Origin of the sequence: Pandoraea sp. E26, from assembly GCF_000681415.1 — a bacterium.
Classification (GTDB): Bacteria; Pseudomonadota; Gammaproteobacteria; order Burkholderiales; family Burkholderiaceae; genus Pandoraea; species Pandoraea pnomenusa.
The window spans coordinates 52341-66601 of record NZ_AYXJ01000016.1; the positions used below are offsets into that span (position 1 = coordinate 52341).

Here is a 14261-nt window from a genome sequence, read left to right on the forward strand (position 1 = left end):
TCGCGCGCGAGCGCTTCAGCGCAGCCCCGGCACGCCGTAGCGCACGCGCGCCGCTTCGCGCATGGCGCTGATGAGCGTCTGCTCGGGCGGGGTGGGCACGGTGTCATTGCGCCACAGAATGCCGATGGATTCCTCGGTCCCTTTCGTGGCGAAGGGCAGTGCGCACAGCGTGCCGTCGGCGAGATCGTCCTGCACGGTGATCTCGGAGGCGATCCACACCACGTCGTCGCGCAACGTCATGGCACGGGCGAGCGACATCGAAAGCAACTCGGAATAGTCATCGAGCGTGCCCACGCCATGCGCTCGCAAGAAGCTGTCGGCCGTATGACGCAGGATCGTGCCATGCGGCGGCAGGATCACGTGATGATCCGCGAGATCGGCCATCGACACTCGACGCTGCTGCACGAGCGGATGCGCCGGGCGCACCACCACGCACAACGGCGTGGCGCAAAGGTGCTCGAACGTGAGCCCCGCCATGCCTTCGGGGTCGGACATCCGGCCCAGCGCGAGCGTCATTTCGCCGGACTTGAGCCGGGTGAGCAATTGCTGGTTCGCACCGGTGTGTACCTGCACCACGATGCCGGGCCATTCCCGCCGGAACGTTTCGAGCACGGCGGGCATCATGGCGGCGGCCAGCGTGGGCAGCACGGCAAGCGAGATCACGCCGCCGGTCTGGCCGACGGCACGCGAGAGCACATCGATGCCCTGACGCAGGGCGCTCACGCTCGCCCCGGCATGCCGCAGGAACAACTCGGCCTGCGCGGTGGGCCGGGCGCCGTTGCGCCCGCGCTCGAACAGGCGCACGCCAAGCAGGTCCTCGAGTTCGGCAATCGTCTTGCTCACGGCGGGTTGCGTGATGGACAGGGCTTCGGCGGCGCGCTGAAGGCTGCCGTGCTGCGCCACGGCCAGCAGGCATTGCAGATGGCGCAGCTTGATGCGCCCATCGAGTAGGTGTCTTTCCATGCCGGAAAGTTATGAAAAGCCTAAGAAAATGTCAATAAATATATCCTTTGATTATGGATATAGTGTCGAAAACCGACCGGTGACAGACCACGACGCCTGCCCGGACAGACAACACGAAATGGAGTGAGACCATGTCGAACACGACAACCGTCCTGCGCCCGCGCGACTGGGATTCGCATCCCAGGCTCATCGACAGCGGATACAAGTCCACGGCGCTGCGCGGTCCCAAGCAGTTGCTCATCCCCGTCAAACAGAACCTCGCCGATCTGCGCTCGCCGGTCTACGGCAACGGCATCATCGGTGCGCTCGACGGTGATCTCACGCGTAATGCGGTGCGCAACGGCGAGCCCCTCGGCGAGCGGATGATCGTCACGGGCCGCGTGCTCGACGAGGGCGGCCGTCCGGTCCCGAACACGCTCGTGGAGCTGTGGCAGGCCAACGCCTGCGGCCGCTACGTGCACAAGGTGGACCAGCACGACGCACCGCTCGACCCGAACTTCCTCGGCGCCGGCCGTGCGCTGACCGATGCGCAGGGCCGCTACAGGTTCCTGACCATCAAGCCGGGCGCCTATCCGTGGAAGAACCACCACAATGCATGGCGTCCGCAGCATCTTCACTTTTCGGTGTTCGGCCATTACTTCGCGACCCGTCTGGTGACGCAGATGTATTTCCCGGGCGACCCGCTGCTGGCCTACGATCCGATCTTCCAGGCCACGCCGGCGCACGCCCGGGACCGTTTGATCGCGCGCTTCTCGATGGATATCACGGAGCCCGAGTACGCGCTGGGTTATGAATTCGACATCGTGCTGCGCGGTGCCGACCAAACGCCGATGGAGTCCTGAGTCATGTCCGATTACCAGCAAACGCCGTCGCAGACCGTCGGCCCGTATTTCGCCTACGGCCTGTCGCCGGAGCAGTACCTGTACGACTTCAAGAGCGCCTTCACGCCCGTGGTGGCCGGCGATCGCGCCGAGGGCGAGCGCATCCGCCTGATCGGCTGCGTGTACGATGGCGCGGGCAATCCGATCAACGATGCCCTGATCGAAGTGGTGCAGGCCGACGCGCACGGCAACTACGTGCGCACCGCCGAAGACATCGAGCGCACCGGCTTTGCGGGCGCCGGCCGATGCGGCACCGGCACCGATGCGGAGAATCGCTTCGTCATCGAGACGGTCAAGCCGGGCGCCGCCGCGCCGGGCGAGGCACCGCGTATCGACGTGATCCTGACGATGCGGGGCTTGCTCAATCATCTGTTTACGCGTATCTATTTCGACGACGAGGCATCGGCCAACGCGGCCGACCCCGTGCTGCAGCAAGTGCCGGCCGAGCGGCGCCACACGTTGATCGCCCGCCGCGAGGTGACCGGCGGCCGTGTGTCGTACCGGTTCGACATCCGCATGCAGGGCGACGAGGAGACGGTGTTCCTCGACCTCTGATGTCGGTCATGCAAGGCTGAAACTGGCGCGGCCTCGGGCTGCCGGCACGATGGTGCCGGCGGCCCGAGGTCGTATCTGCATTTTTGCAACGCACCAACCATCGATTCTCCGATGACGGAACTGCTTGACTCCTTGCTGCGCGGCTCCGCCGTGACGGCGCGTTTTTCGCGCGACGCCACGCTTCAGGGCATGCTCGACTTCGAAGCGGCGCTCGCCGCCGCCGAAGCCGAAACCGGAGTGATTCCGGGCGCAGCCGTCGCCCCGATTGCCGCCTCCGCGCGCGCCGGCGACCTCGATTGGCCCGCGCTGCGCGATGCCGCGGCCCGCGCGGGCAACCTCGCCATCCCCCTGGTCAAGCAACTCACCGCCCTCGTTGCCGCGCGCGACGCCGAAGCCGCGCGCTTCGTGCACTGGGGGGCCACCAGCCAGGACGCCATCGACACCGGCCTCGTGCTGCAAGTGCGCGGCGCGCTCGACGATCTCGGCGCCGACCTCGACGGCCTGCTCGCGCAACTGGCCGAGCAGGTCCGGCAGCACCGCGCCACCGTCATGGTCGGACGCACCTGGCTGCAGCATGCCTTGCCGATCACGTTCGGGCTCAAGCTCGCCGGCACGCTCGACGCGTTGCTGCGCGCCCGGGCCGAATTGGCCGAGGTGCGCGAGCAAGCCCTGTGTGTGCAGTTTGGCGGTGCGGCGGGTACGCTGGCGTCGCTCGGCGAGCATGGCCCGGCGGTGGCCGCGGCGCTTGCCCGGCATCTCGGCCTGCGCAACGCCGCGACGCCCTGGCACGGCCAGCGCGACCGCATCGTGCGCGTGGGCAGCTGGGCCGCATCGCTCACCGGCTCCCTCGGCAAGTTCGCACGCGACACGGCGATGCTCACGCAGACCGAAGTCGGCGAGATCGCGGAGGCGTCGGGACCGGGACGCGGCGGCTCGTCCACCATGCCGCACAAACGCAACCCGGTCGGCTGCGCGGCGATACTCACCGCCGCGGCGCGCACGCCGCAACTCGCCGCCACGCTGTTCTCCGCCATGCAGCAGGACCATGAGCGTGGTCTTGGCACCTGGCACGCCGAGTGGGAAGTATTGCCCGAACTGCTGATGTTGTGCGGTGGGGCCTTGGCGACGGCACGCACGCTCGTGGCGGACTGGACTGTCGACACCGCGCGCATGCGCGAGAACGTGGACATCACGCGCGGGCTGATCATGGCCGAGGCCGTGACCATGGCGCTGGGCGAGTCCATGGGCCGGCTCGAAGCGCACCGCCGCGTGGAGGCCTGCTGCCGCGAAGCCATCGCGCAGCAGCGTCATCTGCTCGACGTGCTGCGCGACGACACCGAGATCGCCCGCACTCTTTCCGGCGAGACGCTCGAACGTCTGACCGATCCGCAACATTATCTGGGCGCCGCAGACACGTTCGTGAGCCGCGTGCTCGCGCTGGCCGATGCGGCGCTCGCGCTCAACCTCTCCGGCAGGAAATCCCAATGAACGATCAGGAACGCTACGACAACGGCATGCAGGTGCGCCGCGCCGTACTCGGCGATGCGCACGTGGACCGCTCGCTAAGCCACATCAACGACTTCAACGACGACTTCCAGAATTTCATTACGCGCTTTGCCTGGGGAGACGTGTGGACACGTCCGGGCCTCACGCGCCACATGCGCAGCATGGTCACCCTCTCGCTGCTCATCGCGCTCAACCGCGGCGATGAATTTCGCATGCATGTGCGTGCCGCCTTCAACAACGGTGTGACGCGGGAGGAGATGAAGGAACTGTTCCTGCATGCCGCGCTGTATTGCGGTCTGCCCGCGGCGAACCAGGCGATCCACGACGCAGAGAAAGTCTTCGCGGAGATGGAAGCCGCCAACCCCGGTTCGACCACGCGCGCGCGCGATGGCGCTCAGGGCTGAGGAGGCGGACCGCATGACGATGGAACGTTTGGTCGAAGTCGACGGCGCCACGCTGCGTGTGGCGATCGATGGCGACGAGAGCGCACCCGCGCTGGTGCTGTCGAACTCGCTGGGCACCACACTCGACATGTGGGCACCGCAGGTGCCCGCGCTCGCCCGGGAATTCCGGGTGATTCGTTACGACACGCGCGGCCACGGCGGATCGTCGGTGACGCCGGGTCCGTACACGATCGGCCAGCTCGGCCGCGACGTGCTTGCGCTGCTCGATGCGTTGGAGATCGGGCGCGCGAGTCTGGCGGGCGTGTCGATGGGCGGGATGACGGGCATGTGGCTGGGCATTCATGCGCCGCATCGCCTGGCGCGTCTGGCGATCGTGTGCTCGTCCGCGCACATCGGCGGTGAGGACGGCTGGAACGCGCGCATTCGTGCCGTGCAATCCGAAGGCATGGCGGCCGTCGTCGATGCGGTGGTGTCGCGCTGGTTCACGCCGGCGTTCGCGCAGCGCGAACCGGCGCTCGTCGAGCGCATGAAGGCGATGTTCCGCTCACTCTCGGCGCCGGGCTATGCGGCGGCGTGCGCCGCGGTGCGCGAGATGAACCAGCTCGACGAGATTGCCACGATCGAGGCGCCCACGCTGGTCGTCACCGGTGAGGGCGATCTCGCCACGCCGCCGGTCATGTCGACGGCCATCGTCGAGCGCATTCGCGGCGCACGCCAGGTCATCGTGCCCGGCGCGCATCTGTCGAACATCGAATGCGCGAGCGCCGTGACCGAGGCGCTGCTGACTTTCCTGCGGGGGAAGACGCCGGTCGGCGCCGTGCCGATGACGGCGTGAGAGCGCGGGGCGGGGCGCGCGACGGCGTTGCCCCGCCAACCCGCCCCGGAGTTTACGGTTCGTCGCCCAGATGGGCGTGTTGCGCGTCGCGCCGGAAGGTCGACGGCGTAACGCCGACATGCCGCTTGAAAACGCGGCAGAAGTAGGCCGGATCCTGAAATCCGAGTTCGTATGCCACATGCGAGACGGGCGCGGGGATGTAGATGAGCTTGCGCCGGGCCTCGAGCATCAGGCGATCCTGCACCAGATCGAACGCCGACTTGCCCGCGATGCGGCGGCAAAGCCGATTGAGCTTGCTCTCGGTCACGTGCAGTCGTTCGGCATACGTGGGCACGGCCCATGCTTCGGTGTAATGCGCTTCCACGAGCGCGCGAAAGCGCGCGAAAAGATCCAGTTCGGTACGCCCCGCGCGGGTGGCCGAATCGTGGTGGGCATGCAGCCGTGCGAGCAGCAGCAGCACGCTACGCGTGAGCCATCCGACCATTTCCCCGTGCCCCAGTTGCGGCCGCGAGAATTCGTCCATGATCAACCCGAGCAGGGTGTAGAGACGATCGCGGGTCTGAGGGGCGTCGCCGAGCGTGAAGAGCCAGGGCTTGCGCAGCAGCGCGGCCATGTCGGCATCCGCACCGATGGACGTGTCGAACGGCACACTCTGTGCCATGGTGAGCACGAAGCCGTGCGCGCCGCGCGAGAAGCGGAAGTTGTGCACCGCCGAAGGGTGCACCGTGATGACGGCCGGTCCCTCGACGACCCAGGTGGACTCGTCGACGTTGGCTTCGACCGTGCCATCGAAGATCGCGAGTACCTGAAACAGCCCCAGATGCCGGTGCGTGTCGATGTGCCAGTCATAGAGTCGGCTGCGCGTTTCGATCCATTCGATATGGACGAAATCCGCACTGTCGGTTTCCGCCATCTCGCCATACAGCGAAAATTCGGGGATCGTCTCGCGCGCCGCGCGCAGCCGTGATGACGCGCCTGACATACTGGTTTTCCCTCGGACGAAGTTGTCGAAAAAGTACAAGAAAGTCGTCGATTCATCCATTCAATGCGACGCGCGTGCTCCATAAGATATGACGCATTCGCTCCTCGTGACAAGGTATGAAAGCCGCTTTCGACATGCTCGTTTACGCGCAGTCCCAAGGGGAGGCAGCGTGCGAAAGGTAGCCAAGAAATGCAATCCGCACGCTTGCCGTATTTCATGCCGCGACCTGCCCGCCAGGCGGTACCCGCACGAGGACGTAGCCATTACAGGAGACAACTCATGCGCACTCATTACCCCGTCGTCATCGTGGGGGCCGGTCCCGCCGGTCTGCTGCTTTCCCATTTGCTTCACCTGCAAGGCATTGCGTCGGTCGTGCTCGAATCGCGCTCGCGCGAGGCGGTCGAATCGACGATTCGCGCCGGCGTGCTGGAGCAGGGCACGATGGACATCCTCAACGAAACGGGCGTCGGCGAGCGCATGCGTCGCGAGGGCGCGGTGCACCATGGCGTGGAGCTCGCCTTCGGCGGCGAGCGTCATCGCATTGCGCTCACCGAACTGACGGGGCGTGCGATCACCGTCTACGCTCAACACGAAGTCATCAAGGACCTGATCGCGGCGCGCGAAGCGGTGCATGGCGAGATGCTGTTCGACGTCTCCGACGTGTCCGTACACGACATCGACAGCACGCAGCCGAGCGTGCAGTTCACGGCGAACGGCCAGACGCATCGCCTGACGTGCGACTTCATTGCCGGTTGCGACGGCTTTCATGGCGTGTGCCGCCCCGCGATGCCCACGTCGGTGCGCAAGGAGTACCAGCGTGTGTATCCGTTCGGGTGGTTCGGGGTGCTGGTGCAGGCGCCGCCGTCGTCGGACGAACTGATCTACGCGGCGCACGAACGCGGCTTCGCGCTCATCAGCACCCGCTCGCCCACGGTACAGCGCATGTACTTTCAATGCGACCCGAGCGAGCGTGCCGAGGATTGGACCGACGAGCGCATCTGGCACGAACTGCAAACGCGCACGCAGACGACCGGCGGCTGGCGCCTCACCGAAGGCCCGATCTTTCAGAAGAACGTGGTCGCCATGCGCAGCTTTGTCGCCACGCCCATGCAGCACGGCCGCCTGTTCCTGGCCGGCGACGCCGCACACATCGTGCCGCCGACGGGCGCGAAGGGCATGAACCTCGCCGTGGCAGACGTCTGGCGCCTGGCCCGCGCGCTCGACGATTTCTTCCATCGCGACAGCGAGGCCGGGTTGCGGGGATACTCCGAGGCGGCGCTCAGGCGAATCTGGCGCGCTGAGCACTTCTCCTACTGGATGACGCGCATGCTGCACCGGCTCGACGACGCGACGCCCTTCGAGCAGCAGATGCAGCGCGCCGAACTGGAATACGTGGTGAGTTCGCGCGCGGCGTCACTCATGCTGGCCGAGAACTACGTCGGATTGCCGTTGGCCTGATCGCGGCAGGCCGATAAAGCGCTGGCGCTGTGGGTGTGGCGGCTGCCCGACCGCCGCAGCTGCCGCGACCGGCGCCGCCGACCATAACCCCCTGTTATGGATGGCCTGACGAAAGATCATTTCGGGGAGCGGTCGAACGTCGTACAGTAGCGTCGGAATTCGAGACGCCGCCGGGCAGGCAACGCGCGCCCCCCCCGACCCAAGGCACGCATACGGGCGACGCCGGATTCCAATAACAATAATGGGATGACAAGCGGGGCGGCCACGCCCCCAGGAGACAGTTTCATGACGCAACCGCGCACGGTGGATGTGCCCGCCTATATCAACGCACAACGCTTTTCCGGCTATCAGTGGCTGGTGCTGATCCTGTGTTTCTTCATCGTCGCCATCGACGGCTTCGATACCGCTGCCATCGGCTACATTGCGCCGGCGCTCGTGCAGCAGTGGCACATCGACAAGGGCTCGCTCGGACCGGTGCTTTCGGCGGCGCTGTTCGGCCTGGCGGGCGGGGCGATCTTCGCCGGGCCGCTCGCCGACCGGCTCGGTCGCAAGACGATGCTGGTGCTCTCCGTGGTCTTCTTCGGCGTGGCGAGTCTTGCCACGGCGTTCGCGCAAGATCTCGAAACGCTCACGGTGCTGCGCTTTCTGACCGGGCTCGGGCTGGGCGCCGCCATGCCCAACGCCGTGACGCTGATTTCCGAATACGCGCCCCAACCGCGCCGCGCGGTGATCGTCAACACGATGTTCTGCGGGTTCCCGCTCGGCGCCTCGGTCGGCGGCTTCGTCGCCTCGTGGCTGATTCCGCATTTCGGCTGGCACAGTGTGCTGGTGCTCGGCGGCGTGCTGCCGCTGGTGCTGTCGGTCCTGCTGGTGCTCTGCCTGCCGGAGTCGGTCAAGTTCCTCGTGGTGCAGGGCAAGCCGATCGATCGCGTGCGCCGCATTCTGTCGCGCATTTCGGGGGAGTCGTTCGACGATGTGGGCGCGTTCACGGTGAACGAAGCGGCGCCGAAGCATGCCGGGTCGGCCATCGGTGTCGTGCTCTCGAAGCAATACGGCTTCGGTTCGCTGATGCTGTGGGTCACCTACTTCATGGGGCTCGTGATCTTCTATCTGCTCACGAGCTGGATGCCGATTCTGTTCAAGGACGCAGGCTTCACGATCGAGCGCGCGGCGCTGATCACCGCGCTGTTCCCGCTGGGCGGCGGCATCGGCACGATTCTGTCCGGTTGGTTCATGGACCGGTTCAACGCGCAGAAGGTGGTGGCGGCCGGCTACGCGCTCACGGCCGTGCTGGTGTACGCGGTGGGGCAGGCGATGGGCAATATCGGACTGCTGGTCGCGCTAATCTTCCTGGCCGGCACGGCGATGAACGGCGCACAGTCGTCGATGCCGTCGCTGGCGGCCATGTTCTACCCGACGCACGGCCGCGCCACGGGCGTGGCGTGGATGCTGGGCATCGGGCGCTTCGGCGGCATCGCCGGTGCGTTGCTCGGCGCCGAACTGATGCGTCGTCATCTGGGCTTCGCCTCGACGTTTTCGCTGCTCGCGATTCCGGCCCTGATCGCCACCGTCGCACTGCTCGCCAAGAATGCCTGGGAACGTGCCAACGGCGTGAGCGCGGCGGCATCGTCCGACGCACGCAATTCCGCGGCGATGCACTGACCGTCGGCGGCGACCTCCACCCGCCCCAACCCCCACTACGTGTGGCAGTACCGAACGCGGCGCCAGGTGCGCCGCTTTTTTTTCGCCGGCGCTCAGCGTCTTGCCGGTGCGTCGATCATAGCCATCGCGGCGGCCGGGTTGCGCGCCTTGAATCCACCCACGGCTTAGAGGAAGACGCCGCGAAGCGCTCGGGTCGAGCGTCCCGCGGGTGACTAACCGGATGCCCGCCGGCGCAACGGCGTTCAGTTGCGTCGCCGTCCGAGATGAATCATGCGCTCGCGCACTTCTTCCTCGGAGCGCCAGTGCTCGGCCGGCTTGACGAGATCGCTGCGGCTGATGATGCCGATCAGCTTGCGCGATGTGGCGTCGCTCACCACCGGCAGTCGCTCCAGATGATGCGCGGCGAAGCGCGCGGAGACGATGCGCCCGGTTTCCGAGGGCAATGCCACGAGGGGCGGATTCACCCCGTAGAGTTGCCCCAGCGTTTGCAACCCTTGCGTTTGCGCGCGTGTGAGCGCCTGGCGATCCACCATGCCCAGCACGGTGTGCGCGGCGTCGACGACCGGGTAGGCGCGATGACGCTGTCCGGCGCCGAACGCCGTGCGAGCCGCCTCGTCGATCGACAGGGACGCATCGAGCGATTCCGGCTCGCGCGTCATCAACTCGCCCACGTGCAGGCGTTCGAGTGGGTCGACCCCGTACTCGCGGTGAATGTGGCGCCCGCGACGCGCGATCTTCTCGGTCATGATCGAGCGCGGCATGATCCAGATCGTCACGCCGTAGGAGATGCCGCAGGTCAGCAGCAGCGGCAGCAGGGCATTGGCGTCGTGCGTGAGACCCAGCGCGAACACGATCGCCGTGAGCGGCGCGCCGAGCACCCCGGCCAGCGTTGCGGCCATGCACACGAGCGCCCACAGCGAGACGTCGCCGCCGGGTAGCACCGGGGCGAGCAGCGTGCCCAGCCCCGCGCCGATCATGAGCAACGGCGCGAGGACACCGCCCGAAGTGCACGAGCCGAGCGCAATCGCCCAGATGACGGCTTTCACGAGCAGCAGGGCCAGCGCGGCATGCATCGAGAAGTGGCCGTTGAGCAGGTCGGCGATCACGTCGTATCCCACGCCGAGCGCGCGCGGCTGGAAGTAGCCGCCGATGCCGACCGCGAGACCGCCGATGGCCGGCCACCACATCCAGTGCACCGGCAGTTTGTGAAAAGCGTCTTCGATGGCGTAGAGCGCCCGCGACATACCGGCGGACAGCATGCCCGCGCAAACGCCGGCGATCACGCACGAGAGCAGCGCGACCGGGGCGACGGCCGGCGTCGTCAGCGGGAAGAGCGGGCCGGCGTCGAGCAACAGCGGTCGGGCGAAGCCCGCGACCGCGCAGGCCGTGATGACCGGCAGAAGACTGCGCGGGCGCCATTCGAACAGCAGCAGTTCCACGGCGAGCAGCACGGCCGCGACCGGTGTGCCGAACACCGCCGTCATGCCGGCGGTCGCGCCCGCGACGAGCAGCGTCTTGCGCTCGGCGGCGCTCAGGTGAAAGTGCTGCGCGATGAGCGAACCCAGGGCGCCGCCCGTCATGATGATTGGACCTTCCGCGCCGAACGGCCCGCCGCTGCCGATCACGATGCCCGACGACAACGGCTTGAGGACGGCCACGCGCGGCGACATCTTGCTCTTGCCGAACAGAATGGCTTCGATGGCTTCCGGAATGCCGTGGCCGCGGATCTTGTCGGTGCCGAAGCGCGCCATGGCGCCCACGATCAACCCGCCGATCACCGGTAGCGCGATCACTGCCGCACCGAGCGTGTGATTGGCCGGGGAGCGCGGCGCGAAGGACAGCGTCTGGTAGAAGAAAAGGTTCGTGAAGCCCTGAATCAGGTTGAGCAACAGCCACGCGGCGGGCACGCCGCAAAAGCCGATGACGGCGGCCAGCGCAATGAGGCGTGGCAGGCCGGGCGAGCGCGAAAAGTCGCGAGCATGCTCGGGTGCGGCCATCGGGGCGTGGTGCGAAGACGTATGGGGAACGGATGCCATGACAAATGCCGGATTACAGATGAACGCCACGAATGTGGAAGATGTCCGCGAACGTGCTCAACTCGTTGCGGTGCTGCGCGGCCAGGTTTGCCAGGCACGCCTCGCCCGTGGCGCTGAGATGCACCTCCACCACGCGACGGTCGCTCTCGTTCTGGCGACGCGTGACCAGCCCGGCCTTCTCGCAACGCGCCACGAGCGCCACCACGCTGTGATGCACCGCCTGCAGGCGCTCGGCCAGTTCACTGATGGACGCCCAGTCGCGCCCCGGTATACCTTTCACATGCAGTAGCAAAAGGTATTGCTGCGGCGTTATCCCTTCTTCGCGCGCGGCCGTCTCGCTGAAATTCAGGAAGCGTCGCAGACGGTAGCGAAACTCGGAAAGCGCCTCGAAATCGCTCTTGGTCAGGGCATCTGCGGTGATCGGTGGATTCTGAGAAGGCATAAATCGAAGGACGAGAGAAGGGGATAAGTCCGAAAACCCAAAAATATATCATATCGCGATATATTCGGCCGTCTTAGGGATACCCGGGATGACAAACGGGGCGGCGTGCGTGCAGAATCGCGAAAAAACGAGACTCAGCAGTGACTGGAACTCGAACCCCGCCAAGACGCTGAACGACCGGATACGGTGTCCTGAGCGCGGGGCGACCTCTGACAGGGAGGAGACATGGCTTCCACGGTCCGACGCCGCTGGCGTACGGGTACGTTGTTGTTGCTGTCGGTGGCACTCGGCTCGACCGTTGCCGCCTATCACTACGCCACCGGCTTCGAACTGGGTGGTGGTGTTTTCCAGCAGATCGGGTTCGGACGCCAGGGCACGTCGTCCGCGCCGGCATCGCGCGCACGTGGTGCACCGTCTTCCTGTTCGGGAGGCGACTGTCGCGACGACGCTTCGCCTCCTGCCCATTGAATTTTCGCCGCCCGCGCTTGCGGGGTGCGGCGCATCTCTTGCCGCGCTTTGTCCACGCGACGCAGTCCGATGGTCGCGGCGCCGTGCGCCGCGTCGTGCCCTGGCGCGCAGGGTAAGATCGCGCGATGGACTCCCTCATCGCCGCTTCCGCCCGCGCGTTGGCCGCGGGCGATCCGCTTGGCGCGCTGCGCCGCGTTGCCCTTCGTGACGACCCGCCGGCGCTCGCGCTGCGTGGCATCGCGATGGCGCAGCTCGGCGAGTATCCTCGTGCGCGCGAATTGCTCAAGCGTGCCGCGCGACGGTTCGGTGCGCACGAAGCCCTGGCGCGCGCGCGGTGCGTCGTCGCCGACGCCGAAGTCGCGCTCGCGACGCGTGACCTCGACGGCACGACGCGAGCGCTGCAGGCGGCGGCCGTCACACTCGACGCCCACGGCGATGTTCCCAACGCAATGCTCGCGCGACTGCTCGTCGCGCGGCGCCTGTTGTTGCTGGGCAAACTCGACGCAGCAGCGCAAGCACTGCAGGGTGCGGCTTCGCCGGACGTACCCGCTCGCCACGCCGCCGTTCATGCGCTGTGCGTCGCGGAGCTTGCGCTACGAACGCTGCGCATTGCCGACGCGCGCCGCGCGCTCGCGAATGCCCGGAGCGCCGCGGTCGCCGCGGACGTGCCCGCGCTCTCGGCCGAGGTGCAAAGCCTTCGCGACGTGCTCTCGCGCCCCGCGGCACGGCGCTGGGCGGCCGGGCGCGAAAGCGCGCTGGATCTCGACGGCGTGGCCGCGCTGTTGCACGGCGACTCGCTTGTCGTGGACGCCTGTCGCCGCGGTGTGGGCATTGGCAATCTGTGGCGCCCGCTCGCGCGCCGGCCGGTGTTGTTCGCGCTCGCGTTGCCGCTGGCGCGTGCCTGGCCGGGCGATGTCGCGCGTGAAGCGCTGATTGCCGAGGCGTTCCGCCTGGAACGTCCCGACGACACGCACCGTGCGCGCTTGCGGGTGGAAATCGGCCGCCTGCGCGCGTTGCTCAAAGGCATTGCCGAGATCGATGCAACGCAGGCCGGTTTTGCGCTGCGCACGACCGGCGCGAGCGGCGTATCGGTGCTGTTGCCGCCCATCGACGGCGAGCGCGCGTCGCTGATCGCGCTGCTCGCCGACGGCGCCGCCTGGTCGACGTCGGCGCTTGCGCTGGCCCTCGGCGCGAGTCAGCGCACGGTGCAGCGCGCGCTCGGCGAGCTACAGGCACAAGGGCGGGTGCGCTGTGTGGGACACGCGCGGGCGCGTCGCTGGATGGCGCCGCCGCTCACCGAATTCGCGACGATATTGTTACTCCCTGCCGGATGGTCGTTTGGCTAGAGTGGACCTGCACGCCAAACGTGGCGTCTCAACCGGAGCCTGACATGAAGCACCAATCTCAACGAATTCCCCGCGAAGCGGCAGCGAGCGATGCCAGCATCATCTCGGAGTACGGACCATTTCCGGGCTTCGACCGAATTCATGGCGTGACCTTCGACGGCGCGCGGGTCTGGGCAGCCACCGGCGAGACTCTGCTCGCCTTCGACCCGGCCAGCGGCAAGGTGCAGCGCACGCTCGATGCACCGAGCGATGCGGGCACCGCATTCGACGGCAAATATCTCTATCAGATTGCCGAAGCGCGCATCGACAAGATCGACCCGTCCACCGGGCGCGTGGTGCATTCGATCGCCCTCACGCATGGCAGTGGCAGTAATTCGGGACTCACGTGGGCCGAAGGCAGCCTCTGGCTGGGCCAGTATCGCGACCGCCGCATCCTGCAGATCGATCCGCAGGACGGGCGCGTGCTGCGGACCATCGAGTCGGATCGCTTCGTCACCGGCGTGACCTGGGTGGGCGATGAGCTGTGGCATGGCACATGGGAGAACGACGAGAGCGAACTGCGCCAGGTCGACCCGACCGACGGGGAAGTGATGACGCGCGTGCAGATGCCCGACGGCGTTGGCGTGAGCGGACTCGAATACGATGGTCAGGGCCTCTTTTACTGCGGCGGCGGACTCAGCGGCAAGGTGCGCGCCGTGCGCTACCCCAAGGGCTGAGCGTCGC

The 14261-nt window shown here is 67.0% G+C and carries 14 protein-coding genes; 10 read left to right on the forward strand and 4 right to left on the reverse strand.

Annotated features, from left to right (window positions below; translation table 11 throughout):
- Positions 1-15: 15 nt before the first annotated feature.
- Complete coding sequence (pcaQ, locus tag W930_RS0112720) at positions 16-963, reverse strand: pca operon transcription factor PcaQ (protein ID WP_023873283.1); 948 nt, start codon at positions 961-963, stop codon at positions 16-18.
- Between the two features lie 131 nt (positions 964-1094).
- On the opposite strand from pcaQ, the gene pcaH reads away from it, so the two are divergent.
- The 5 genes from pcaH (at position 1095) to pcaD (ending at position 5144) form a co-directional block, all read left to right on the forward strand.
- On the forward strand, positions 1095-1805 hold the full coding sequence (gene pcaH / locus W930_RS0112725; RefSeq protein WP_023597311.1) for a protocatechuate 3,4-dioxygenase subunit beta: 711 nt from the start codon (positions 1095-1097) through the stop codon (positions 1803-1805).
- Positions 1806-1808: 3 nt separating this feature from the next.
- Positions 1809-2399, forward strand: a complete 591-nt coding sequence (gene pcaG, locus W930_RS0112730; RefSeq protein WP_023597310.1) for a protocatechuate 3,4-dioxygenase subunit alpha — start codon at positions 1809-1811, stop codon at positions 2397-2399.
- A 111-nt stretch (positions 2400-2510) separates the two neighbouring features.
- Positions 2511-3887, forward strand: a complete 1377-nt coding sequence (locus tag W930_RS0112735) for a 3-carboxy-cis,cis-muconate cycloisomerase (protein WP_028731026.1) — start codon at positions 2511-2513, stop codon at positions 3885-3887.
- Positions 3884-4309 carry a 4-carboxymuconolactone decarboxylase gene (pcaC, locus tag W930_RS0112740; protein WP_023597308.1) on the forward strand — a complete coding sequence of 142 codons (426 nt, stop codon included), beginning with the start codon at positions 3884-3886 and terminating at the stop codon, positions 4307-4309. Before W930_RS0112735 ends, pcaC begins: the two co-directional genes overlap by 4 nt.
- A 13-nt stretch (positions 4310-4322) precedes the next feature.
- Positions 4323-5144: a 3-oxoadipate enol-lactonase gene (pcaD, locus tag W930_RS0112745; RefSeq protein ID WP_028731027.1), complete on the forward strand. Its 822-nt coding sequence runs from the start codon at positions 4323-4325 to the stop codon at positions 5142-5144.
- Positions 5145-5196: 52 nt separating this feature from the next.
- On the opposite strand, the gene W930_RS0112750 is transcribed toward pcaD, so the two are convergent.
- Complete coding sequence (locus W930_RS0112750) at positions 5197-6126, reverse strand: helix-turn-helix domain-containing protein (RefSeq protein WP_023597306.1); 930 nt, start codon at positions 6124-6126, stop codon at positions 5197-5199.
- 279 nt (positions 6127-6405) lie between these two features.
- Here W930_RS0112750 and pobA point away from each other — a divergent pair, with 279 nt between their 5' ends.
- Both pobA and W930_RS0112760 read left to right on the forward strand, forming a co-directional pair.
- On the forward strand, positions 6406-7584 hold the full coding sequence (gene pobA / locus W930_RS0112755; protein WP_023873286.1) for a 4-hydroxybenzoate 3-monooxygenase: 1179 nt from the start codon (positions 6406-6408) through the stop codon (positions 7582-7584).
- A 285-nt stretch (positions 7585-7869) separates the two neighbouring features.
- Positions 7870-9246 carry an MFS transporter gene (locus W930_RS0112760; RefSeq protein ID WP_023597304.1) on the forward strand — a complete coding sequence of 459 codons (1377 nt, stop codon included), beginning with the start codon at positions 7870-7872 and terminating at the stop codon, positions 9244-9246.
- 242 nt (positions 9247-9488) lie between these two features.
- Here the strand turns inward: W930_RS0112760 and W930_RS0112765 are convergent, their stop codons facing one another.
- Both W930_RS0112765 and W930_RS0112770 read right to left on the reverse strand, forming a co-directional pair.
- The gene (locus W930_RS0112765; RefSeq protein ID WP_023597303.1) at positions 9489-11243 is read right to left on the reverse strand and encodes a chloride channel protein; all 1755 of its coding nucleotides are present in this window, start codon (positions 11241-11243) and stop codon (positions 9489-9491) included.
- A 52-nt stretch (positions 11244-11295) separates the two neighbouring features.
- Positions 11296-11724, reverse strand: coding sequence for a MarR family winged helix-turn-helix transcriptional regulator (locus W930_RS0112770; protein WP_023597302.1), 429 nt, complete (start codon positions 11722-11724; stop codon positions 11296-11298).
- A 225-nt stretch (positions 11725-11949) separates the two neighbouring features.
- Between W930_RS0112770 and W930_RS0112775 the strand changes: the two genes are divergently transcribed.
- The 3 genes from W930_RS0112775 (at position 11950) to W930_RS0112785 (ending at position 14254) form a co-directional block, all read left to right on the forward strand.
- Positions 11950-12192: a hypothetical protein gene (locus W930_RS0112775; protein ID WP_023597301.1), complete on the forward strand. Its 243-nt coding sequence runs from the start codon at positions 11950-11952 to the stop codon at positions 12190-12192.
- Positions 12193-12317: 125 nt separating this feature from the next.
- Positions 12318-13538 carry a hypothetical protein gene (locus tag W930_RS0112780; RefSeq protein ID WP_023873288.1) on the forward strand — a complete coding sequence of 407 codons (1221 nt, stop codon included), beginning with the start codon at positions 12318-12320 and terminating at the stop codon, positions 13536-13538.
- 44 nt (positions 13539-13582) lie between these two features.
- Positions 13583-14254, forward strand: a complete 672-nt coding sequence (locus W930_RS0112785) for a PQQ-binding-like beta-propeller repeat protein (protein WP_023597299.1) — start codon at positions 13583-13585, stop codon at positions 14252-14254.
- The last annotated feature ends 7 nt before the right edge of the window (positions 14255-14261 follow it).

Coding starts and splice junctions, on each gene's coding strand:
- pcaQ (WP_023873283.1), bottom strand. CDS start 963: ATGGAAAGACACCTACTCGATGGGCGCATCAAGCTGCGCCATCTGCAA.
- pcaH (WP_023597311.1), top strand. CDS start 1,095: ATGTCGAACACGACAACCGTCCTGCGCCCGCGCGACTGGGATTCGCAT.
- pcaG (WP_023597310.1), top strand. CDS start 1,809: ATGTCCGATTACCAGCAAACGCCGTCGCAGACCGTCGGCCCGTATTTC.
- W930_RS0112735 (WP_028731026.1), top strand. CDS start 2,511: ATGACGGAACTGCTTGACTCCTTGCTGCGCGGCTCCGCCGTGACGGCG.
- pcaC (WP_023597308.1), top strand. CDS start 3,884: ATGAACGATCAGGAACGCTACGACAACGGCATGCAGGTGCGCCGCGCC.
- pcaD (WP_028731027.1), top strand. CDS start 4,323: ATGACGATGGAACGTTTGGTCGAAGTCGACGGCGCCACGCTGCGTGTG.
- W930_RS0112750 (WP_023597306.1), bottom strand. CDS start 6,126: ATGTCAGGCGCGTCATCACGGCTGCGCGCGGCGCGCGAGACGATCCCC.
- pobA (WP_023873286.1), top strand. CDS start 6,406: ATGCGCACTCATTACCCCGTCGTCATCGTGGGGGCCGGTCCCGCCGGT.
- W930_RS0112760 (WP_023597304.1), top strand. CDS start 7,870: ATGACGCAACCGCGCACGGTGGATGTGCCCGCCTATATCAACGCACAA.
- W930_RS0112765 (WP_023597303.1), bottom strand. CDS start 11,243: ATGGCCGCACCCGAGCATGCTCGCGACTTTTCGCGCTCGCCCGGCCTG.
- W930_RS0112770 (WP_023597302.1), bottom strand. CDS start 11,724: ATGCCTTCTCAGAATCCACCGATCACCGCAGATGCCCTGACCAAGAGC.
- W930_RS0112775 (WP_023597301.1), top strand. CDS start 11,950: ATGGCTTCCACGGTCCGACGCCGCTGGCGTACGGGTACGTTGTTGTTG.
- W930_RS0112780 (WP_023873288.1), top strand. CDS start 12,318: ATGGACTCCCTCATCGCCGCTTCCGCCCGCGCGTTGGCCGCGGGCGAT.
- W930_RS0112785 (WP_023597299.1), top strand. CDS start 13,583: ATGAAGCACCAATCTCAACGAATTCCCCGCGAAGCGGCAGCGAGCGAT.